Here is a 20,885-nt window from a genome sequence, read left to right on the forward strand (position 1 = left end):
CCTTCTCTCACCGCAGCTTCAGGGTGGAAAGGCCGATCAACACCAGCATCCAGGCGATGATCCAGAACCGGACCACGACCTGGTTCTCCTTCCAGCCCTTGAGTTCGTAGTGGTGGTGCAGCGGCGCCATGAGGAAGATGCGTTTGCCGCGCAGCTTGTAGGAGCCGACCTGGAGCATCACCGAGATGGTCTCGACCACGAAGACGCCGCCCATGATGAACAGCACGATCTCCTGGCGGACGATGACCGCGACCACGCCGAGCGCCGCGCCCAGGGCCAGGGCGCCGACGTCGCCCATGAACACCTCGGCCGGATAGGCGTTGAACCAGAGGAAGGCCATGCCGGCGCCGACCATGGCGCTGCAGAACACCACCAGTTCGCCGGCACCCGGGATGTGCGGCAGGCCGAGATATTTGGCGAACACGGCGTGGCCCGCGACATAGGCGAACACCGCCAGCGCGCCCGCCACCATCACGGTGGGCATGATGGCCAGGCCGTCGGCGCCGTCGGTCAGATTCACCGCATTGCTGGTGCCGACGATGACGAAATAGGTGAGCAGGACGAAGCCGGCCACGCCGAGCGGCATGACCACTTCCTTGAAGAAGGGCACGATCAGCGCGGTCTGGGCCGGCAGATGGGCGGAATAGGCCAGCCAGGCGGCAACGAAGGCGGCGATCACCGACTGCCAGAAATATTTCCAGCGCGCCGGCAGGCCCTTGGGATTGCGCTGCACCACCTTGCGCCAGTCGTCGACCCAGCCGATGGCGCCGAAGCCGACCAGGGTGATCAGGGCGATCCAGATGTACTGGTTGGAAAGATCGGCCCAGAGCAAAGTGGTGATGACCATGGAGCTCAGGATCAGCGCGCCGCCCATGGTCGGGGTACCGGCCTTGACCAGGTGGGTCTGGGGGCCGTCGTCGCGCACGGCCTGGCCGATCTTATACTGGGTCAGCTTGCGGATCATGGCCGGGCCGATGACGAAGGAGATGACCAGGGCCGTGAGCACGGCCAGCACCGCCCGCAGCGTGATGTAGCTGAAGACGTTGAAGGCCCGGATGTCGTGACCGAGCCACTGCGCGAGCATCAGGAGCATTGGTGCGCCTCCGAAAATGATTGCACGACGCGCTCCATCTGCATGAAGCGCGAACCTTTGACCAGGACCGTGACGCCGGGCGCCAGCGCGTTCTCGATCTCCGCCAGCATTTCCTCGATGCGTTCGAAATGCATGGCGCCGGCACCGAAACCCTGGGCGGCATGGATCGACAATTCGCCCAGGCAGAACAGCCGGTCGATGCCGGCCGCCCTCGCCTTCTCGCCGATCTCGCGGTGCAAGTCGGCTGCGCCCGGACCCAGCTCGCCCATGTCGCCCAGGACCAGGATGCGTTTGCCCGGCAGGCCCGCCAGCACCTGGATCGCGGCCGAGACCGAATCCGGGTTGGCGTTGTAGGTGTCGTCGATGAGATGGGCGCCGAGCAGGCACTCCTTGCGCTGCAGACGGCCCTTGACCCCGGCGTAGCCGCCCAGGCCCTTGGCCACGGCAGCGGGCGAGGCGCCAAGGGCCAGGGCCGCCGCGGTGGCGGCGGCGGCGTTGCGCACATTGTGCAGGCCGGGCGCATGCAGTTCGCACTGCACCGTGCCCGCCGGGGTGTGCAGGGTGAGTTCGGCGCCGAAGGCCAGGGGCCGATGCTCGGCCCGGACATCGGCGCCCTCTGTCAGGCCGAAGCTGACGATGCGCCGGCCGCTGTTCATCTCGCGCCACAAGGCGGCATGGGGGTCGTCGGCATTGATCAGGGCGATGCCGCCATCCGGCAGCCCGGAGAAGATCTCGCCCTTGGCCCGGGCCACCGCCTCCACCGTCTGCAGCCCTTCCAGGTGAGCGCGTTGGGCGTTGTTGACCAGGGCGGCGTCGGGCCGCGCCAGGCCGGAGAGGTAAGTGAGCTCACCCGGGTGGTTCATGCCCATCTCGATCACGGCGTAGCGGTGGACCGGAGCCAGGCGCAGCAGCATCAGCGGCACGCCGATGTCGTTGTTGAGATTGCCCTCGGTCGCCAGCACCGCATCCGCGCCCGCGCCGGTTTCGATGGCATGGGCGCGCAGGATGGCCGCGGTCATTTCCTTGACCGTGGTCTTGCCGTTGCTGCCGGTGATGGCGACCACGCGGGCCGGCTGCCGGCTGCGGTGCCAGGCGGCCAGCCGGCCCAGGGCCAGGCGGGTATCCGGCACCACGATGGCCGGTGCCACATCCAGCTTCGCATCGGCATCGATCATCACCGCCGCCGCCCCGGCCGCCAGCGCCTTGGCGGCGAAGCTGTGGCCGTCGAAGCGCTCGCCGCGCAGGGCGACGAACAGGGCGCCTTTCGGCAGATTGCGGGTGTCGGTCGAGACGGTCGTGAATTCGACGTCCTCGCCCACGGCCTGGGCCGACAAGGCCTGGGCCACTTCATGCAGCCGCATGGTCGGCCCTCCATTTTGCGAGGCCGCGCGCGGCCTCTTCCACATCCGAGAAATGCAGCCGGCGACCGGCGATCTCCTGATAATCCTCGTGGCCCTTGCCGGCGATCAGCACGATGTCGTGGCTGTCCGCCTCGGCGATGGCCAGGGCGATGGCGTCATGTCGGTCGACCACAGCGGTCTGGCCCGGCGGCATGCCGGCCAGGATCTCGGCGATGATCGCGGCCGGGTCTTCGCCCCGCGGGTTGTCGCTGGTGACGATCACCCGGTCGGCCAGGCTGCTGGCGATGCCGCCCATCTGCGGCCGCTTGCCCCTGTCGCGGCCGCCGCCGCAGCCGAACACGCAGATCAGCCGGCCGTCGCGGGCGAGGGGCTTGAGTGTATCGAGCACCTTGTGCAGGGCGTCCGGGGTGTGGGCGTAATCGACGATCACCGTCGGGGCGGCGCTTTCGACCTCGATCCGTTGCAGGCGGCCGGCCACGGGCTTGACCTTGGCCAGGGCGGCAAGTCCGGCATCGAGCTCGACCTCGCTCGCCAGCAGCACGGCCAGGCAACCGAGCAGGTTGTAGGCGTTGAACTCGCCCAGCAGCGCGGTTTTCAATTCGCCGCGACCCCAGGGGGTGACCACGTCGAGGCGCATGCCACTGCGGTCGAGCGCGAGTTTTTCCGCCCGCACCTCGCCATTGCGCAGGCCGTAGCCCAGCACCCGGGTCGGGCCGCCCTGGAGGTCGCGGTAGAGCCGCCGGCCCAATTCGTCTTCCACATTGAGCACCGCCCACTTGAGGCCGGGCCAGTCGAACAGCTTCGCCTTGGCGTGGGCATAACTCGCCATGTCGCCGTGGTAGTCGAGGTGATCGCGCGAAAGATTGGTCAGCATGGCGACGTCGAACCGTGTGGCGGCGACCCGGCCCTGGTCGAGGGCGTGCGAGGAGACCTCCATCGCCACCGCGACAGCCCCGGCCTCGCGGAACTCGGCGAACAGGCCTTGCAGGGTCACGGCATCCGGCGTGGTATGACCGGTCTCGCCCAGGCTGCCGGGCTTGTCCCCGCAGGAAGGGAAACCGTTGCCCAAGGTGCCGATCATCGCGGTACGCCGGCCCAGGCCAGTCAGCGCCTCGGCCAGCCAGTGGCTGCAGGAGGTCTTGCCGTTGGTGCCGGTCACGCCCAGGGTCCACAGCGACTCGGAGGGGTGGCCGTACCATTCGGCGGCGATCTCGGCCGCCTCGGTCTTGAGCCCGGGCACCGGCCGGTTGAACACGGCCCACTCGGCCTGCCAGGCGAAGCCTTCCGGCTCCCAGAGCACGGCGCCGGCCCCGGCTTGAATCGCGTCGGCGATGTGACGGCGGCCGTCGTGGGCGGCGCCGGCATAGGCGAGGAAGGCATCGCCCGCCCGCACCTTGCGGCTGTCGGCCGTCAGCCGCTTGAGCGGCGGCTGCACCTGACGCATCTCGCGGATCAGGGACTGGTGCGCGCTCATACGCCCTCCGCCACGACAGGGGCGACCACGCTGGGACCGGTCCAGGCCTCCATCGGCGCATCCGGCGGCACCGCCATCAAACGCAGGGCGCCGGCCATGACCCGGCTGAACACCGGGCCGGCGATCTGGCCGCCGTAATAGGCACCGCCCGACGGCTCGTCGACCACGACGGCGATGACCAGGCGCGGGTCGGAGGCCGGCGCCATGCCGACGAAGGAGGCCAGGTACTTGTCCGGCGCATAACTGCCGCCGATCAGCTTGTGCGCGGTGCCGGTCTTGCCGGCGACGCGATAGCCGATCACCCGGGCCTGGGGCGCGGTGCCGCCGTCCTGGGTGACCAGTTCGAGCATGTCGCGCACTTCTCGCGCCGTGCGCTCGGACACGATGCGCTGGCCGACCGCCGCCTCGCGCCGGCGGGTGATGGTCAACGGCGGCATCCAGCCGTCGTTGGCGAAGATGGTATAGGCATGTGCCAGTTGCAGCACGCTGACCGAGATGCCGTGACCGAAGGCCATGGTCGCCTTCTCGATCGGCCGCCAGCTGTCGTAGGGACGCAGGCGGCCGCTGGTCTCGCCGGGCAGGCCCGAATAGGGCGGCGCGCCGAAGCCGGCGCGATTGAGCACACGCCAGTAGTCCTCCGAGCGCATATCGAGGGCGATCTTTGCGGTGGCGACGTTGCTCGAGACCTGGATCGCCTCGGCCACGGTCAGATTGCCTTTAGGATGTACGTCCTTGATGGTCTTGTCGCCGATGGTCAGATAGCCGGCACCGGTGTCGATCCGCGTCTCCGGCCGCACCACGCCGGCCTCCAGGGCTGAGGCCACCAGCAAGGGCTTCATGGTCGAGCCCGGCTCGAAGGCATCGGTCACCGCGCGGTTGCGCGCCCGCTCGGTGGTCATGGTCGCGCGGTTGTTCGGGTTGTAGCTGGGCAGGTTGGCCAGGGCGAGGATTTCGCCGGTCTTGGCGTCGAGCACCACCACCGCGCCGGCCCGTGCCTTGCTCTGCTGCACCGCTGCCGCCAGCTCACGGTAGGCCAGATACTGGATCTGCAGATTGATCGACAGGGCGATGTCCTGGCCCGGCCGCGGCAGCTTGAGCGACTCCAGCACCTCGACCACATTGCCGCGGCGGTCGCGTGCCACCCGCTTCAGGCCAGGCTCGCCGGCAAGCCACTTCTCGTAGACCAGCTCAGCGCCCTCGATGCCCTTGTCCTCGACCGAGGTCAGGCCCAGGACATGGGCGACCACCTCGCCGGAAGGATAGTAGCGGCGATATTCCGGCTTGCTGTATAGACCCTTGATCTGCAACGCCAAGACCGAGGCGGCGACATCCGGCGGCAGCTGCCGGCGCAGGTAGACGAAGCTCTTGCCCTTGTCCTGGAAGATCTTCTTCAGCGCAGCGGTTTCGAGTTCGAGCAGACCCGCCAGCGCAGCGATCTGTTCCGGCGTCGCCTCCGCCTCGCGTGGATTGAGCCAGACCGATTCGACCGGGGTGCTGATGGCGAGCGGCTCGCCGCGACGGTCGGTGATCATGCCGCGATAGGCCGGCACCGGCAGCAGGCGGTTGATCCGCGCCTCGCCCTTCTCTTGCAGAAAGTCGTCCTGCCAGCCTTGGAGGTACATGGCGCGTGCGCTCAGGGCGGCATAGCCGGCGAACAGGACGCCGAGCATCAGGCGCATGCGCCAGCGCTGCAGGTCGAGCCGGAGCAGCGGGTTGACCCGGCGGCTCATTGCGCACCCCCATGCATCAGATTCAGGCGGTGAATCTGCTTGGGCTCGGGCACCGCCATCTGCAAATGCTGGCGGGCGACCTGCTCGATCCGGGCGTGCATGGCCCAGGTGCTCTGCTCCAGTTGCAGCCGGCCCCACTCGATATCGAGGCCGCGCGCCTTCTCCTGCTGGGCCTGCAGCTCAATAAACGATTTGCGCGCCTGATGGCGCGCAGTGACGACGAAGAGGGCGCAGAGCACCAAGAGGACGGCGAGCAGCGCGTTCAGCCTGAGCATGCCGCCTCCGCCGTTCGCTCCGCCACCCGCAGCACCGCGCTGCGGGCGCGCGGGTTGCGCGCCACCTCGGTCTCGGAGGCGCGGATGGCGCGTCCGACCAGGCGCAGCCGGCCGGCCTTGATCGCGTGGGCGGGCATGGGGATCTCGGGCGGGAGCTCTTCGCCCTTCGCCTCCGCCCGCATGAACCGCTTGACCATCCGATCCTCCAGGGAATGAAAACTGATCACCGCCAGGCGACCGCCCGCGCGCAACACCTCGACGCCTTGCGGGAGGGCCTGCGCCAGCTCCTCCAGCTCGCGGTTAATGTGAATCCGGACAGCCTGAAAGGTTCGCGTCGCCGGATCCTGGCCACGCTCGCGCGTGCGCACCGCCGACGCCGCGATCCGTGCCAGCTGAGCAGTCCGCTCGATGGGCGCTTCTGCGCGCGCTGCAACAATCGCCCGCGCAACCGACTTAGCAAACCGCTCTTCGCCGTATTCACGGATGACATGCGCGATCTCCTCTTCAGTTGCCGTGTTCAACCACTCGGCGGCGGTCTGGCCTTGGCTGGTGTCCATGCGCATGTCGAGCGGCGCATCGAAACGGAAGCTGAAGCCCCGCTCCGGCTCGTCGATCTGCGGACTGGACACGCCGATGTCGAGCAGCACCCCGTCCACCTCGTTCAGCCCGGCCGCGGCCACGGTCGCCCGGAGCCGGCTGAAATGGGCGTGGACGATGCTGAACCGTCCATCCCGAATCCGCTCGCCTTCGGCCACCGCCCGCGGATCGCGGTCCATGGCCAGCAACCGGCCCTGCGGCCCCAGGCGGCCCAGGATGGCCCGGCTGTGACCGCCGCGGCCGAAGGTGGCGTCGACATAGACGCCCTCCGGCCGGATGTTCAATGCCGCCAACGTCTCTTCCAGCAGGACCGGGACATGGGCCAGCTGCCCATCGGTCACAAGGAGAACCCCTTCAGTTCGTCCGGCAGCTCGCCGTTCTGCAGGGCGTTGCCCAGCAGCTCCGGCAACTGGCCGGCCGCCTCGTACTGCGCCTGCCAGGCGGCCTCGCTCCAGATCTCGAACTTGTTGCCCTGGCCGACCAGCATCGCCTCCTTCTCCAGGTTGGCGTGCTTGCGCAGCATCGGCGGCAGCAGGATGCGGCCGGCGCCGTCGAGCTCGACATCGGAGGCGGAGCCGACCAGGATGCGCTGCAACTGGCGGCTGACCGGATTGAAGCTGGACAGGGAGGTCAGCTTGCGCTCGATCGGCTCCCACTCGGGAAAGGGATACAGCAGGAGGCAGCCGCTGGGATCGGCGGTGACGATCAAACGGCCGCCGCAGCGCTCGACCAGCAGCTCGCGGTATTTGGTCGGAATGGCGAGCCGACCTTTACCGTCGACCGCCAAGGCGTTGAGTCCCCTAAACATCGCCTCCTCCAGGGCCCCGGCGTTGCCACCGCGACCCACTTTCCTCCACTTTTCTCCATTGATTCCCACTTTAGTGGCCAAGCGCTTGCCCTGTCAAGGCTAAAACGGGATTTTTTTCAATGAAGACAATGACTTACGAGCGAAAGCCAACGAAAACAAATAGGGAAAATAAAGAAGGCGGTACGAATGGAACTTAAAGTGGATTGTTAAGAGTCCTCGACAAACGAGCCTTGTCGGCCCGGGCAGGGCCGCAAAAGCAGGGACGAACAAGGAAGGTGGGAGTCGGCCGATAAGCCGGGTTCTGTCTGAGGTCTTGCGACCCGAGGCAATCATTCATCTGGGACGGCGATCGCTCGCCGCCTCGTGCAGCCTACCCGCAGGCTCGGCGGGCCGCCTCAATGCCTGCCTATTTGGCTTTGCTCCGGGTGGGGTTTGCCCGCCGGGACTGTTGCCAGCCCGGCCGTGCGCTCTTACCGCACGATTTCACCCTTACCTGATCCGCCCTTGCGGACGGCCATCGGCGGTGTGTTTCTGTTGCACTGTTCCGTCGCCTCGCGACGCCCAGGCGTTACCTGGCACCCTGCCCTGCGGAGCCCGGACTTTCCTCCACGCTTGCGCGCAGCGATTGCCTGGCCGACTCCCGTGACCAGTATACGGGCCGGTCAGACCAGTTGCCAGGAAATCGGTTCCCCCGCGCGCAGCGGCACCAGCACGTCATTGCCGAAGGCCAGGCTGTCCGCTACGGTCCAGGCGAACTTGCGCAGGGTGATACGCTCGCTGTTGCGCGGCAGGCCATAAAAATCCGCGCCGTGGAAGCTGGCGAAGGCCTCCAGCTTGTCGAGCGCGCCGGCCGCCTCGAAGGCCTCGGCATAGAGCTCGATGCCGGCGTGCGCGGTGTAGATGCCGGCACAACCGCAGGCGCATTCCTTGCTGGTCTTGCCGTGCGGCGCGCTGTCGGTGCCAAGGAAGAACTTGGGATTGCCGGAGATCGCCGCCTCGATCAGCGCCCGGCGATGCGCCTCGCGCTTGAGCACCGGCAGGCAGTAGTAATGCGGCCGGATGCCGCCCTTGAACATGGCGTTGCGGTTGTACAGCAGGTGATGCGCGGTCAGCGTCGCCGCCACGTTGGCCGGCTGCGCCTTGACGAAGTCGACGCCCTCGCGCGTGGTGGTGTGCTCCAGCACCAGCTTCAATTTCGGAAAACGCTTGAGCAGCGGCACCAACACCCGATCGATGAACACCGCCTCGCGATCGAAGACGTCGACCTCGGGATCGGTCACCTCGCCGTGGACCAGCAGAGGCAGACCATGCTCAGCCATGGCCTCGATCGCCGGATAGGCGCGCTCGACCGCGCTGACGCCGAAATCGGAATTGGTCGTCGCGCCCGCCGGGTAATACTTCACGGCATGGACAAAGCCGCTCGCCCGCGCCCGGGCGATCTCCGCCGGCGCCGTGTTGTCGGTGAGATAGAGCGTCATCAGGGGCTCGAAGCCCAGCCCCACCGGCAGGGCGTCCAGGATGCGCGCGCGGTAGGCCCGTGCCTCCTCCACCGTGCGCACCGGCGGCTTGAGGTTGGGCATGACGATGGCGCGGGCGAAACGGCGCGCGGTATCGGGCAGCACGGCGCCCAGCGCCGCGCCGTCGCGCAGATGCAGGTGCCAGTCGTCAGGCCGGGTGAGCGTCAGGGTGTCCATGTTTCTGCAACTCCAAAGCCAATTCGTAAACCGTGTTCTTTTTCTCGCCAGTCAGTTTCACCGCCAGCGCGACCGCCTGCTTCAAGGGCAGTTCGGCCAGAAGTATTTCCAGCGTCGCGCGCAAGGCGCCCGCGTCCGCCGCCTGCGCTGCCGCGCCCTGCACGATCAGGACGAACTCGCCGCGACAGTGGTTGGCGTCGGCCGCGAGCCAGGCCTCGGCCTCCTCCAGGCGGCACAGGTGCACCTGTTCGAACAGCTTGGTCAGTTCACGGGCGATGGCGATCTCGCGTTCCGGCCCCAGCACGGCGGCCAGATCGGCCACGCATTCGCGCACCCGGTGCGGCGCCTCGTAGAACACCAGGGCATAGGGCAGGGCCTTCAGCGTTTCCAGGGCCTTGCGCCGGGCGGCCGCCTTGTTCGGCAGAAAGCCGTAGAACAGCCAGCGACCGTCGCCGATCCCCGCCACCGACAGGGCCGTCGCCACCGCGCTCGGACCCGGGATGGCGAACACCGGCAGGCCGGCCGCGCGCGCGCGCCGCGCCAGGTGCGCGCCGGGGTCGCTGACGCCAGGCGTGCCGGCATCCGAGACATAGGCCACGCTCCGTCCGGCGGCCAGATCGGCAATCAGACGCTCGGTCACCTCGCGCTCGTTATGCTCGTGCAGGGCGACCAGCTTCTTTTGCAGGCCATGGGCGTTGAGCAGGGTCTGGGTTACCCGGGTGTCCTCCGCGGCCACGAGGTCGACCGTCTTCAGGATATCCAGCGCCCGCAGGGTGATGTCGCGCAGATTGCCGATCGGCGTGCCGACGATATAGAGGCTGCCCGGGGCAGCTGCGGCGTCTTGCATCTTGATTCCATTGCCTTTAGCTTGAGCGGCAGTTTAACACCCAGGGGAAGCGCCATGCCGAGCGGGGCGGCGGCCGAGGATCGCGCAGCGGCATACCTTAAGCGCCAGGGATTGAAGCTGCTCGCGCGCAACTGGCGCTGCCGCGCCGGCGAGATCGATCTCGTCATGCAGGCAGGCAACGCCCTGGTCTTCGTCGAGGTGCGCAGCCGGGCCAGCGTCGCCTTCGGCGGCGCCGCCGCCAGCATCACGCCGGCCAAGCAGGGCCGGCTGATCCGCGCCGCCGAACACTACCTGCTGCAGCACCCCAGCCACCTGCCCTGCCGCTTCGACGCCGTGCTGATCGACGGAGACAACTTGCAATGGCTGCGTAACGCCTTTGAAGCCCCGGCCTGACGCTATAATCGGCACGATGAATCTGGCCGAACGCATCTATTACACCTTTCAGGAAAGCGCCCAGGCGAAGCTGAGCGCCGCCGACATCCTGGCCGAGCCGATCGCTCGCGCGAGCGAGCGCCTGGTCAACTGCTTCATGAACGAAGGCAAGCTGCTGGCCTGCGGCAACGGCGCCTCGGCCGCCGACGCCCAGCACCTGGTATCGGAACTGATCAACCGTTTCGAGCGCGAGCGCCCCGGCCTGGCCGCCCTGGCGCTCAACGCCGACAGCACCACCCTGACCTCGATCGCCGACGATTCGGACTTCTCCATGGTCTACGCCCGCCAGATCAGCGCCCTGGGCCAGCCCGGCGACATCCTGCTCGCCATCTCCGCCAACGGCGGCTCGCGCAACGTGATCGAGGCCGTGCGCGCCGCCCAGGAGCGCGAGGTCGCCATCGTCGCCCTGAGCGGCCAGGACGGCGGCGAACTGGCCGAGATGCTGACCGAACACGACATCCTGATCTGCGCGCCCGGCGACAGCATGGCCCGCATCCAGGAGATCCACCAGCTGGCCCTGCACTGCCTGTGCGACAGCGTCGACTATCTGTTATTGGGAGCCTGATATGCGCAACGCCCTGCTCATCGCCCTCATCGGCCTTGCCACCCTGCCGCTTGCCGGCTGCGCCCCCGTCGTGGTCGGCGGCGTCGGCGCCGGCGCCCTGATGGCCGACGACCGCCGCACGCCCACCACCTACCTGATGGACGAGGAGATCGAACTCACCGCGGCCGCCCGCCTGATGAACGCCAAGCTCGACGGCGTCCACGTCAACTACACCAGCTTCAACCGCCGGGTGCTGATCACCGGCGAGGCCAGTGGCGAGGCCGGCCGGGCCAAGGTGGAGGAGATCGCCAAGGGCGTGGTCAACGTGCGCGAGACCATCAACGAAGTCGCCCTCGCCTCGCCCTCCTCCCTGGTCGGCCGCAGCAACGACAGCTACATCACCGCCAAGGTGAAGACCCGGCTGTTCGACGACGGCCGGGTCAGCGGCAACCACGTCAAGGTGGTCACCGAGCGCGGCATCGTCTACCTCATGGGTCTGGTCAAACGCGCCGAGGGCGATGCCGCGGCCGAGGTCGCCGCCGGCACTGGCGGCGTGCTCAAGGTGGTCAAGGTCTTCGAGTACATCGACTAAGAGCGCGCCGTGCAATACAAGGACCTGCGGGACTTCATCGCTCAACTGGAACAGCGGGGCGAGCTCATGCGCATCGGCATCGAGGTCGACCCCAGGCTGGAGATGACCGAGATCGGCGACCGCGTGCTGCGCGCCGGCGGCCCCGCCCTGCTGTTCGAACGGCCCAGGGGCCACAGCCTGCCGGTGCTGACCAATCTGTTCGGCACCGTGCGCCGCGTGGCCCTCGGCATGGGCGAGGAGGATCCGGCCAAGCTGCGCGAGATCGGCAAGCTGCTCGCCTACCTCAAGGAGCCGGAACCGCCCCGGGGCCTGAGAGATGCCTGGGAAAAATGGCCGGTGCTCAAGCAGGTGCTGAACATGGCGCCGAAAGAGGTGCGTTCCGCCCCCTGCCAGGACGTGGTGTGGGAAGGGGCGGAGGTCGACCTTTCGCGCCTGCCGATTCAGACCTGCTGGCCCGGCGACGCCGGCCCGCTGATCACTTGGGGCCTCACCATCACGCGCGGCCCGCACAAGGCCCGGCAGAACCTCGGCATCTACCGCCAGCAGGTGATCGGCCGTAACAAGCTGATCATGCGCTGGCTCGCCCATCGCGGCGGCGCCCTCGATTTCCGCGAGCACCAGCAGGCCAGAGCGGGCCAGCCCTTTCCGGTCTGCGTCGCCCTCGGCGCCGACCCGGCCACCATTTTGGGCGCCGTCACCCCGGTGCCCGATTCCCTGTCGGAGTACCAGTTTGCCGGCCTCCTGCGCGGAGCCAAGACCGAGGTCGTCAAGGCCATCGGCTCGGACCTGCAAGTGCCGGCCGCGGCCGAGATCGTGCTCGAAGGCGTGATCCAGCCGAATGAAACCGCGCCCGAAGGCCCCTTCGGCGACCACACCGGCTATTACAACGAGGTCGAGCGCTTTCCGGTGTTCACGGTCGAGCGCATCACCCTGCGGCGCGACCCGATCTACCACAGCACCTACACCGGCAAGCCGCCGGACGAGCCGGCCATCCTCGGCGTGGCACTCAACGAGGTGTTCGTGCCGTTGCTGCAGAAGCAGTTCCCCGAGATCACCGACTTCTACCTGCCGCCCGAGGGCTGCAGCTACCGCATGGCCTGCGTCTCGATGAAGAAGCAGTACCCCGGCCACGCCAAGCGGGTGATGTTCGGCGTCTGGTCCTTCCTGCGCCAGTTCATGTACACCAAGTTCATCCTGGTCACCGACGACGACGTGAACGTGCGCGACTGGAAGGAGGTGATCTGGGCCATGACGACAAGGGTCGACCCGGCGCGCGACACCCTGATCGTGGAGAACACCCCGATCGACTACCTCGACTTCGCCAGCCCGGTCTCCGGGCTGGGCAGCAAGATGGGCATCGACGCCACCAACAAGTGGCCGGGCGAGACCAGCCGCGAATGGGGCCGGCCGATCGCGATGAAGGCCGAGGTCAAACAGCGCATCGACGCGCTCTGGCAGCAACTCGGCCTTTGACAGGGGCGGGAAACACGGGAATGGCTTAGGCTGGCAGACCCGGCGAAAAATCGTCCCCACCCCTGCCCTCCCCATAAATGGGGAGGGAGTCTTTCTTTCAGACACCGGACGGGCTGAAGAGGCGTCGCAAGGGCCCTGAACCAGTCCTGCCTTGAACCCCCTTCTCCATTCATGGGGGAGGTCGGGAGGGGCTCGATCCAGGCCCAGCCTCAGTCCCCTCCCCCATTTATGGGGGAGGCTGGGAGGGGGATATAGCCATCCGCCAATACTTGAGTATAATTGTCGGAAATTGCCTTTCTGGAGCCCAAGCCATGTCCGCCGAACTCTTTGCTGCCGCCAAAACCGGTGATACCGAAGCCCTGCGCCGCCTGATCGCCGCCGGCGCCAATCCCAACGCGACCAATGAAGACGGCCAGACGCCATTGCACGTCGCCGCCTTCGAGGGCCATCTGGCGGCGGTGCAGGTTCTGATCGATGCCGGCGCCGACGTCAACGCCCGGGATGCCATGCAGTGGACCCCGATCTTCAAGGCCGCCTACAACCACGAGCAGGACACGGGCTATGCCCCGGTGGTCAAGGCCCTGATCGACGCCGGCGCCGACGTCAACGCCCGGATCGGCTTCGGCCTCACCCCGCTGATGCTGGCTGCCGGCGGCGGCGAGGGCGCGGTGTGCGAAGTGCTGCTCAATGCCGGCGCCGACGCCTTCGCCGCGAACGAGGCCGGTCGCACCGCCCTGCAGATGGCCAAGGAGCGCCACTGGGTCGATGTGATCAACCTGTTGCACGAGGCCACCGGCTTCGTGCCCGAGACCGAGGGCGCCTGTTCCACCGGCCGCAAGGGTCCGGGCGACAAGAACGTGATCAACTTCATGAAGCGGCCGATGCACTGAGGCTCGCCGCCCCAAGCAAAAAGGCCGCAACAGCGGCCTTTTTGCTTTTCCGGGGGATCGGTTCAGCCTTTCACGCTGTCCAGCCCGCCTTTGAGCACGTAGACATCCAGCCCGCGCTGCTCGAGCAGGAAAGCAGCCGCGGCGCTGCGCTGGCCCGACTGGCAGAACACGATGTATTTCTTCTTCGGGTCGAGGCCCTCGGCCTTGCTGCGCAACTGGGCCAGCGGGAGGTTGACCGCGCCCTTGAGGGTGCCGCCCTTGAATTCGTCCTCCAGCCGCACGTCGATCAGGCCGGCCCCGGCAGCCAGCATCTGCTTGACCTGCTCGGGCGTGACCCACTTGACCATGGGCGCCTTGAGCAGCTCGTTGAAGTCCTTCTGCGCCATCCGCATGAGCACGCCCGGGGTACGCATGGTGACGGTGGCATTGCGCGGCATGCCGGAGAGCAGGGCCTCCTCGCCGAAACCGTCGCCCTTGCCCAGTCGGGCCAGTACCGTGCTCTTGCCGTCCGGGCCGATGCGGCTCACCTCGGCCTCGCCCTCGCGGATGAGATAGTAGTTGTCGCCCGGGTCGCCCTGGCGGATCACCACCTCACCCGCCTTGACCTCGACCCGTTCGAAGCGGCCGAACATGGCGTTGGTGTTGGCCGGGGGCAGCTTTTGGAAGGCCGGCAGGGTGAGCACGGTGAACATCCATTCCGGGTCGTCGCCCTCGAACTCGGTCACCTCGAAACCGGTCGCCTGATCCATGGTGACCAGCCGGTCCAGGGCATCCTCTTCCACCCGCAGCACCTTGACCGGGGTCCTGGCCACGCCGGTATAGCGCCGCGGCTTGAGCCGGGCCAGGGCATAGCGGCCGTCTTCGCTGCCGGCCTGGATCAGGATCGGCGCGCGGCCTGCATCGACCAGGCTGACCTCGCCTTCGAGCAGGTAATACAGCCACTTGTCGTCGTCGCCCTGCTTGAACAGGGTCTGGCCCGGGCTGAAGTGCAGGATCTCGATGCGCTTGCCCAGTTCCTCCATGCTCTGCTGCGAGAGCGAACTGATCGGCACGAACTGATCGAGGTAATCGAGCATCTGCTCATCCATCTCGGCACATCCCCTTAAGCGCAGGCCGACATCTTAGCCCGCCAACAATCACTTGTTCAAAACGGCTCGACCGAATACTCCACCGTCAGCCGGTGGGTCTGGCCGGCCGGCACCGTCACCCGGTTGTCCAGGGCGTTGGCGCTTTCGACGCAGACCATCTCGCGCCAGCCGCCCTGGCCCGAAATACCTGGGCCGAAGTCGCCCATCTTCTCCGCCTTTTCGGCCCAGGGCGTCCAGACCACGGTCGACTGGCTGCCCGACTTGGCGATGCGAATGCGGCGCTTGAGCCGGGCATCCTCAATGGCGCACTCGGCGCCGGTGTTGACATAGACCCGGTCGGTCTCGCCATTGAAAGCAATGGCGCCGTCCTGGCGCTTGCGCGCGAAGTTGTCCACCTTGTCCAGATACTCGCTGCCCTCCAGACCGGTGACGCGCACCTCGCCGATGTCGCCGATCTCGAAATAGGTGTGCAGGGCCTCGCCGATGACGAAGTCGTGGTCGTCCAGATTGGTGGTCATCAGCGTGATCTTCAGGCTCCGGCCAACGCTGAGCATGATCTCCAGGCGCGAGCGGTGCGGCCACTGGGCACGGGTCTGCTCGGTCTCCAAGAGCATCAGGGCGATCTCGGTCTCGCCCGTCTCCAGGGTGCAGCTGTCGGTCACTTCCCACGGCACGGTGCGGGCGAAGCCGTGGGCGGGAAAGCCGGCCTCGGTCTCGTGCGGGCCGAACCAGGGCCAGCAGACCGGCACGCCGCCGCGGATGGATTTGCCCGGCGCGAACTTGGCCGCGCTCGACACCCAGACCACCGGCCGGGCCTGGTCCTTGGGCCGCCAGCTCACCAGATGGCCGCCCTGCAGGCAGAGGCTGGCCTGGGCGAAGTCGTTGTCGATGTCGGCGAAGATCAGCCCCTGATCGTTGGCGCGAAAACGCAGTTGGCCTTCGATGGCGCGGCGGGCGTTGAGGTGTTCGAGCGGGGTCATGGTTTTCCTTGTTTACTTGCGTTCGACTTGGCTGACATCGCGCACGGCGCCGAAGGCCGCGCTGGTGGTCATCGCGGCATAGGCGCGCAGGGCGGCAGAAACGGGGCGGTTGCGGTTCACCGGCTGCCATGCCTGTTGGCCCCGACCTTCCATCGCCGCCCGACGCCGGGCCAGTTCCGCCTCGCTCACCGCCAGATGGATGCGGCGCTTGGGGATATCGATCTCGATGGTGTCGCCTTCCTCGACCAGGCCGATGGTACCGCCCTCGGCCGCCTCGGGTGAGACGTGGCCGATCGACAGGCCCGAGGTGCCGCCGGAGAAGCGGCCATCGGTGATCAGGGCGCAGGCCTTGCCCAGGTCTTTCGATTTCAGATAGCTGGTCGGGTAGAGCATCTCCTGCATGCCGGGGCCGCCGCGCGGGCCCTCGTAGCGGATGACGACCACGTCGCCCGGCTTGATCTTGTCGCCCAGGATGGCCTCGACCGCGGCGTCCTGGCTCTCGAAGATGCGGGCCGGGCCGGAAAACTTGAGGATGCTCGCATCGACGCCGGCGGTCTTCACGATGCAGCCGTCTTTCGCCAGGTTACCGTAAAGCACGGCCAGGCCGCCGTCCTGGGAGAAGGCGTGGGCCTGGTCGCGGATGCAGCCGTTGACCCGGTCCATGTCGAGTTCGGGATAACGGCGATCCTGGGAGAAGGCGACCTGGGTCGGCACGCCGCCCGGGGCGGCCTTGAAGAACTCGAACACCGAGACATCGTGGGCGCGCAGGATGTCCCAGAACGACAGGGCCTCGCCCAGGGTCTTGCTGTGCACGGTGTGGCAGCCGCGGTGGATCAGCCCGGCACGGTCGAGCTCGCCCAGGATGGCCATGACGCCGCCGGCGCGGTGCACGTCTTCCATGTGGTACTGCTGGGTGCTCGGCGCCACCTTGCACAGGTGCGGCACCTTGCGCGACATGCGGTCGATGTCGGCCATGGTGAAGTTCACCCCGGCCTCGCGCGCGGCGGCCAAGAGGTGCAACACGGTGTTGGTCGAGCCGCCCATGGCGATGTCGAGCGCCATGGCGTTCTCGAACGCCTCGAAGGTGGCGATGGAACGTGGCAGCACCGTGGCGTCGTCCTGCTCGTAGTAGCGCCGGGCCAGCTCGACGGCGACGCGGCCGGCCTTGAGGAACAGCTGCCTGCGCTCGGCATGGGTGGCCAGCAGCGAACCGTTGCCGGGCAGGGACAGGCCCAGGGCCTCGGTCAGGCAGTTCATGGAGTTGGCGGTGAACATGCCGGAGCAGGAGCCGCAGGTCGGGCAGGCCGAGCGCTCCACCGCCGCCACCTCCTCGTCGCTGCACTTGCTGTCGGCCGCCTGCACCATGGCATCGACCAGATCGAGCATGATGGTCTTGCCCTGCCAGGTGACCTTGCCCGCCTCCATCGGCCCGCCGGAGACGAACACCGTGGGAATGTTCAGCCGCAGTGCGGCCATGAGCATGCCCGGGGTGATCTTGTCGCAGTTGGAGATGCAGACCAGGGCATCGGCGCAGTGGGCGTTGACCATGTACTCGACCGAATCGGCGATCAGGTCGCGTGAAGGCAGGGAATAGAGCATGCCGCCGTGGCCCATGGCGATGCCGTCGTCGACGGCGATGGTGTTGAACTCCTTGGCCACGCCGCCGGCGGCCTCGATCTCGCGCGCCACCATCTGGCCCAGGTCCTTCAGGTGGACATGGCCGGGCACGAACTGGGTGAAGGAGTTGGCGATGGCGATGATCGGCTTGGAAAAATCCTCGTCCTTCATGCCGGTGGCACGCCAGAGGGCGCGGGCGCCGGCCATGTTGCGGCCGTGGGTGGTGGTGCGGGAACGGTACTGGGGCATGGGGGCAACCTGGCGATACGTCGAAAGGGCTCATTGTACCGCCCCTGACTGCCGGGCTCACCCCTGGCCGGCGCGCCACCTGGCCAGCTCGGCCAGCAGGGCCTCCATGGCCTCGGCCAGTTGCAGGGCCAGTTCGGCGGCATCGGTCTGGCCGGCCCGGGCGCTGGCCTCTGCCTTCGCGGCCAAGGCATGGACCTGCGGCGCCCGCAGGCTGCCGCCCATGCCCTTGAGCTTGTGGGCCAGGCTCGCCAGGGCGGGCAGGTCGCCCTGGCCGGCCAAGTCGCGCAACCGGGCCGGGGCCTCGCCGTTGTTGGCCAGGGCCATGGCGACCACCCGCTCGATGGCTGTCGTGCGGCCCTTGAAGAACTGGCCCAGGGCCGGCCAATCGACCACGGCCAACACCGCATCAGATGCCCCCCCGTCGGCCGGCGCCACCGGGGGGGCGGGATCGAGCGCCAGCTCGGCCTGCACCGGCGGGCGGGCGACGGCCGCCGCAGCGGCACGGGTCTCGGCCAGGTGCGGCAGGAGGCGCAGGATGGCGGCCACCAGGACCTCGATGTCGATTGGCTTGGCCACATGCTCCCGCATACCGGCGGCCAGGCAGCGTTCACGCTCCTCCGGCATGGCATGGGCGGTCAGGCCGATGATCGGCAAGTCCGGAAATCGCCGGCTCACCTCGCGGGCCAGGCCGTAGCCATCCATCACCGGCATCTGGACATCGGTCAGCACGAGATCGAAGGCGCCGGCCCCCAGTTGCCGCAGCCGGTCCAGCGCTTCTTGCCCATTGCCGGCCAGGGTGAGCTGCGCGCCTTCCATCTCCATGATCTCTTCCAGCACGATCTGGTTGACCTCGTTGTCCTCGGCCGCCAGGATGCGCAGGCCCGCCAGCCGTCGACCGAGCCTGGCGGCCGGCGCGGCAAGCGACAGCACCGGCCGCCGGCTGGCCGCGATCAAATGACGGGCCCGAACCGGCCGTTCGACCAGGGTGACCCGGTCCTGCAGCGCCTCCGGCAGAACCTGGATCGCACCCGGCATCACCACCACGGCGATACGCCGCCCGGCCAGCAAGGCACCATTGACCATGGCCTCGATCTCGGGCTGGGCCAGGGCATCGCCCCCGACCAGAATCAGATCCCAGGCCGGCTCCGCCAGCACCTGCCCCGGCACCACCTCCGCCGCCTCGATGCCCTTGGCCCGCAACTCTTCCTGCAGCAGGGCCTGGGCCTCTGCCGGGCAGCCAACCAGGGCAAAGCGCAGCCAGCCGAGCGGCCGCGCCGGCGCCGGCGGCTCCATCTCCAGCGGCAGCCAGAGACTGAACACCGAGCCCTGGCCCGGCTGGCTGCTGACGCCGATCTCGCCCCCCATCGCCTGGGCCAGGCGATGGCTGATCGAGAGGCCGAGGCCGGTACCGCCGAAGCGGCGGGTGGTCGAGCCGTCGGCCTGCTCGAAGGGCTGGAACAGCGAAGCCATCTGCTCTTCAGTCATGCCGATGCCGGTGTCGGTGATCTCGAACTGCAGACCGGGCCGGCCGGCTGTCCCCGCGGCACGGCGTACGGCAAGGCTGATGCAGCCCCGATCGGTGAATTTGACCGCATTGCCCAGCAGGTTGATCAGAATCTGCGCCAGGTGCATCTCATCGCCAACCACCGCCTCGGGAAAGTCCGCCGCCTCCCGCACCCGGAAATCCAGTCCCTTGGCGAAGGCGCGCGCGGCATTGATCTCGACCACGCGGTCGATCGTCTCGCCCAGGGAAAACGGCGCGGTCTCGATGGTCAGCTTGCCCGCCTCGATCTTGGAGAAGTCCAGCACGTCGTTGACCACGGACAGCAACAGCTGCCCGGCCTCGAGGATGCGGCCGAAGGTGTCCCGCGCCTTGCGCCCCTTGTTGCCGCGCACGCCGACCTGGGCCAGGCCGAGCACGGCGTTGAGCGGGGTGCGAATTTCATGGCTCATATTGGCCAGGAACAGGCTCTTGGCCTGGCTCGCCTTTTCCGCCGCCGCCTTGTCGACCAGGGCCTGGCGCGCCTTCTGCTCGGCCTCGTGCAGATCGGTCAGGTCGGTGATGAGACCGAGCAGGCCGGTGACCTCGCCGTCGGCATTGGTCAGAGTGGTCTTGTTGTACATCACCAGGCGCGGCTCGCCGCGGCCATTGTGGATGCTGATCTCGTAGGTCTGCACGCCGGGACGGGCGAACAATTCGGCGTCCTTGCGTTCGTGCATGGCGGCGATCTCCGTCCGCCAGGGATACAGTTCATTGACGGTCTTGCCGATGATCTCCGACCGCTTCACCCCGAAAAAATTCTCCCAGGCGGCATTGACGCCGAGGTAGTAGCCCTGGCGGTTCTTGTAGAACATCGGCACCGGCAGGGCCTCGACCAGCTCTTCGATGAAATGCAGCTGCTCGTGCAGCTTGCGCCGGCTGTCCGAGACGTCGGCCAGCAGCTGCTGGATGCGGTCGGCCATGTTGTTGAAGGTGTCGACCGCCTGGCGCATCTCGCGACCGCCTGTCGGCCGGATGCGGACGGCATATTCGCCCTGGCGGAAGCGGTCGACCGCGCGCGCGATCTCGCGCAGCACCCGAAGATTGGAACGCACCACCAGCAGCATGACCCCAAGCAGCAGGGCCGCGCTGATGAAGATATGCCAGGCCTGGTTGGTGATTTCCTGCCAGAGATGGTACTCGGTATGTACCGAATCGAAGGCGATGCGCAACTCGCCATAATGCACGCCGCCCATCGCCACCGGGCCGCTCATCTGCAAAGAGGGAATCGCCACCAGCCGCTGGAACCAGGCCGGCGTGACATGATCCAATGGCGGCAGGTCGACGGTCACGGCCACGGTCCCGTTCCGGCTCCAGTGCAGGCGACCGACATCCGGATAGACCGTCGCCTGCCGTTCGAGCAACTGCTTGATGCTGGCATAGTCGCCAACCACGGCGTACTCGGCCACCAGGGGCGCCAACACCCGCATCAACATATGCGCCCGGTTCTGCCTCTCCTCGACCAGCTCCTTGCGGTGACCGTAGGCCAGCAGGGCGGACATGGATACGGCCAGAACTGCCAACAACAGCCCCTGCCCGATGGCGACCCGCAACAGCAGGCCGCGTCCCGCCCAGAATTCGCGAAGCCGGGTCAGGACCAT

The 20,885-nt window shown here is 67.6% G+C and carries 18 protein-coding genes and 1 other RNA gene; 5 read left to right on the plus strand and 14 right to left on the minus strand.

Annotated features, from left to right (window positions below):
• Positions 1-7: 7 nt before the first annotated feature.
• The 10 genes from mraY to rsmI all read right to left on the minus strand — a co-directional run bounded on the left by mraY (position 8) and on the right by rsmI (position 9,879).
• On the minus strand, positions 8-1,093 hold the full coding sequence (mraY, locus tag EL388_RS11750; RefSeq protein WP_126463595.1) for a phospho-N-acetylmuramoyl-pentapeptide-transferase: 1,086 nt from the start codon (positions 1,091-1,093) through the stop codon (positions 8-10).
• A complete protein-coding gene (locus EL388_RS11755) occupies positions 1,084-2,454 on the minus strand; it encodes a UDP-N-acetylmuramoyl-tripeptide--D-alanyl-D-alanine ligase (RefSeq protein WP_126463596.1) in 1,371 nt (456 codons plus the stop codon). Before EL388_RS11755 ends, mraY begins: the two co-directional genes overlap by 10 nt.
• The gene (locus tag EL388_RS11760) at positions 2,441-3,928 is read right to left on the minus strand and encodes a UDP-N-acetylmuramoyl-L-alanyl-D-glutamate--2,6-diaminopimelate ligase (protein ID WP_165919181.1); all 1,488 of its coding nucleotides are present in this window, start codon (positions 3,926-3,928) and stop codon (positions 2,441-2,443) included. Before EL388_RS11760 ends, EL388_RS11755 begins: the two co-directional genes overlap by 14 nt.
• Positions 3,925-5,658 (minus strand): peptidoglycan D,D-transpeptidase FtsI family protein, encoded by a 1,734-nt coding sequence (locus tag EL388_RS11765; protein ID WP_126463597.1) that lies wholly within the window; start codon positions 5,656-5,658, stop codon positions 3,925-3,927. The genes EL388_RS11760 and EL388_RS11765 overlap by 4 nt, the downstream gene beginning before the upstream one ends.
• A complete protein-coding gene (gene ftsL / locus EL388_RS11770; RefSeq protein ID WP_126463598.1) occupies positions 5,655-5,933 on the minus strand; it encodes a cell division protein FtsL in 279 nt (92 codons plus the stop codon). The genes EL388_RS11765 and ftsL overlap by 4 nt, the downstream gene beginning before the upstream one ends.
• Positions 5,921-6,856 carry a 16S rRNA (cytosine(1402)-N(4))-methyltransferase RsmH gene (rsmH, locus tag EL388_RS11775; protein ID WP_126464104.1) on the minus strand — a complete coding sequence of 312 codons (936 nt, stop codon included), beginning with the start codon at positions 6,854-6,856 and terminating at the stop codon, positions 5,921-5,923. The genes ftsL and rsmH overlap by 13 nt, the downstream gene beginning before the upstream one ends.
• A gap of 11 nt (positions 6,857-6,867) precedes the next feature.
• The gene (gene mraZ, locus EL388_RS11780; RefSeq protein ID WP_126463599.1) at positions 6,868-7,338 is read right to left on the minus strand and encodes a division/cell wall cluster transcriptional repressor MraZ; all 471 of its coding nucleotides are present in this window, start codon (positions 7,336-7,338) and stop codon (positions 6,868-6,870) included.
• A gap of 274 nt (positions 7,339-7,612) precedes the next feature.
• Positions 7,613-7,979: RNase P RNA component class A (gene rnpB / locus EL388_RS11785), an RNA gene on the minus strand.
• Positions 7,980-8,000: 21 nt separating this feature from the next.
• Positions 8,001-9,032 (minus strand): dihydroorotase, encoded by a 1,032-nt coding sequence (gene pyrC, locus EL388_RS11790; RefSeq protein ID WP_126463600.1) that lies wholly within the window; start codon positions 9,030-9,032, stop codon positions 8,001-8,003.
• On the minus strand, positions 9,004-9,879 hold the full coding sequence (gene rsmI / locus EL388_RS11795; RefSeq protein ID WP_126463601.1) for a 16S rRNA (cytidine(1402)-2'-O)-methyltransferase: 876 nt from the start codon (positions 9,877-9,879) through the stop codon (positions 9,004-9,006). The genes pyrC and rsmI overlap by 29 nt, the downstream gene beginning before the upstream one ends.
• 54 nt (positions 9,880-9,933) lie before the next feature.
• On the opposite strand from rsmI, the gene EL388_RS11800 reads away from it, so the two are divergent.
• The 5 genes from EL388_RS11800 to EL388_RS11820 all read left to right on the plus strand — a co-directional run bounded on the left by EL388_RS11800 (position 9,934) and on the right by EL388_RS11820 (position 13,810).
• The gene (locus tag EL388_RS11800; RefSeq protein WP_126463602.1) at positions 9,934-10,272 is read left to right on the plus strand and encodes a YraN family protein; all 339 of its coding nucleotides are present in this window, start codon (positions 9,934-9,936) and stop codon (positions 10,270-10,272) included.
• A gap of 16 nt (positions 10,273-10,288) precedes the next feature.
• Positions 10,289-10,876 carry a phosphoheptose isomerase gene (locus tag EL388_RS11805; protein ID WP_126463603.1) on the plus strand — a complete coding sequence of 196 codons (588 nt, stop codon included), beginning with the start codon at positions 10,289-10,291 and terminating at the stop codon, positions 10,874-10,876.
• Between the two features lies 1 nt (position 10,877).
• Positions 10,878-11,447, plus strand: coding sequence for a BON domain-containing protein (locus EL388_RS11810; RefSeq protein ID WP_126463604.1), 570 nt, complete (start codon positions 10,878-10,880; stop codon positions 11,445-11,447).
• Positions 11,448-11,456: 9 nt separating this feature from the next.
• Positions 11,457-12,920 carry a 4-hydroxy-3-polyprenylbenzoate decarboxylase gene (gene ubiD, locus EL388_RS11815; protein WP_126463605.1) on the plus strand — a complete coding sequence of 488 codons (1,464 nt, stop codon included), beginning with the start codon at positions 11,457-11,459 and terminating at the stop codon, positions 12,918-12,920.
• A gap of 311 nt (positions 12,921-13,231) precedes the next feature.
• Complete coding sequence (locus EL388_RS11820) at positions 13,232-13,810, plus strand: ankyrin repeat domain-containing protein (protein WP_126463606.1); 579 nt, start codon at positions 13,232-13,234, stop codon at positions 13,808-13,810.
• A 62-nt stretch (positions 13,811-13,872) separates the two neighbouring features.
• Here the strand turns inward: EL388_RS11820 and EL388_RS11825 are convergent, their stop codons facing one another.
• Genes EL388_RS11825 through EL388_RS11840 form a run of 4 tightly spaced genes read right to left on the minus strand, consistent with a single transcriptional unit; the run spans position 13,873 to position 20,885 of the window.
• Entirely contained in the window at positions 13,873-14,898 is a 1,026-nt protein-coding gene (locus tag EL388_RS11825) for a cyclic nucleotide-binding domain-containing protein (protein WP_126463607.1), read from the minus strand.
• Between the two features lie 56 nt (positions 14,899-14,954).
• Positions 14,955-15,878: a D-hexose-6-phosphate mutarotase gene (locus EL388_RS11830; protein ID WP_126463608.1), complete on the minus strand. Its 924-nt coding sequence runs from the start codon at positions 15,876-15,878 to the stop codon at positions 14,955-14,957.
• Positions 15,879-15,890: 12 nt separating this feature from the next.
• On the minus strand, positions 15,891-17,744 hold the full coding sequence (ilvD, locus tag EL388_RS11835; protein ID WP_126463609.1) for a dihydroxy-acid dehydratase: 1,854 nt from the start codon (positions 17,742-17,744) through the stop codon (positions 15,891-15,893).
• 57 nt (positions 17,745-17,801) lie between these two features.
• Complete coding sequence (locus EL388_RS11840; protein ID WP_126463610.1) at positions 17,802-20,885, minus strand: hybrid sensor histidine kinase/response regulator; 3,084 nt, start codon at positions 20,883-20,885, stop codon at positions 17,802-17,804.

Origin of the sequence: Sulfuritortus calidifontis (assembly GCF_003967275.1) — a bacterium.
Classification (GTDB): domain Bacteria; phylum Pseudomonadota; class Gammaproteobacteria; order Burkholderiales; family Thiobacillaceae; genus Sulfuritortus; species Sulfuritortus calidifontis.

Bases quoted from the DNA above. Each gene is read 5' to 3' on its own strand.
- mraY (WP_126463595.1), bottom strand. From the start codon at position 1,093: ATGCTCCTGATGCTCGCGCAGTGGCTCGGTCACGACATCCGGGCCTTC.
- EL388_RS11755 (WP_126463596.1), bottom strand. From the start codon at position 2,454: ATGCGGCTGCATGAAGTGGCCCAGGCCTTGTCGGCCCAGGCCGTGGGC.
- EL388_RS11760 (WP_165919181.1), bottom strand. From the start codon at position 3,928: ATGAGCGCGCACCAGTCCCTGATCCGCGAGATGCGTCAGGTGCAGCCG.
- EL388_RS11765 (WP_126463597.1), bottom strand. From the start codon at position 5,658: ATGAGCCGCCGGGTCAACCCGCTGCTCCGGCTCGACCTGCAGCGCTGG.
- ftsL (WP_126463598.1), bottom strand. From the start codon at position 5,933: ATGCTCAGGCTGAACGCGCTGCTCGCCGTCCTCTTGGTGCTCTGCGCC.
- mraZ (WP_126463599.1), bottom strand. From the start codon at position 7,338: ATGTTTAGGGGACTCAACGCCTTGGCGGTCGACGGTAAAGGTCGGCTC.
- pyrC (WP_126463600.1), bottom strand. From the start codon at position 9,032: ATGGACACCCTGACGCTCACCCGGCCTGACGACTGGCACCTGCATCTG.
- rsmI (WP_126463601.1), bottom strand. From the start codon at position 9,879: ATGCAAGACGCCGCAGCTGCCCCGGGCAGCCTCTATATCGTCGGCACG.
- EL388_RS11800 (WP_126463602.1), top strand. From the start codon at position 9,934: ATGCCGAGCGGGGCGGCGGCCGAGGATCGCGCAGCGGCATACCTTAAG.
- EL388_RS11805 (WP_126463603.1), top strand. From the start codon at position 10,289: ATGAATCTGGCCGAACGCATCTATTACACCTTTCAGGAAAGCGCCCAG.
- EL388_RS11810 (WP_126463604.1), top strand. From the start codon at position 10,878: ATGCGCAACGCCCTGCTCATCGCCCTCATCGGCCTTGCCACCCTGCCG.
- EL388_RS11820 (WP_126463606.1), top strand. From the start codon at position 13,232: ATGTCCGCCGAACTCTTTGCTGCCGCCAAAACCGGTGATACCGAAGCC.
- EL388_RS11825 (WP_126463607.1), bottom strand. From the start codon at position 14,898: ATGGATGAGCAGATGCTCGATTACCTCGATCAGTTCGTGCCGATCAGT.
- EL388_RS11830 (WP_126463608.1), bottom strand. From the start codon at position 15,878: ATGACCCCGCTCGAACACCTCAACGCCCGCCGCGCCATCGAAGGCCAA.
- ilvD (WP_126463609.1), bottom strand. From the start codon at position 17,744: ATGCCCCAGTACCGTTCCCGCACCACCACCCACGGCCGCAACATGGCC.
- EL388_RS11840 (WP_126463610.1), bottom strand. From the start codon at position 20,885: ATGGTCCTGACCCGGCTTCGCGAATTCTGGGCGGGACGCGGCCTGCTG.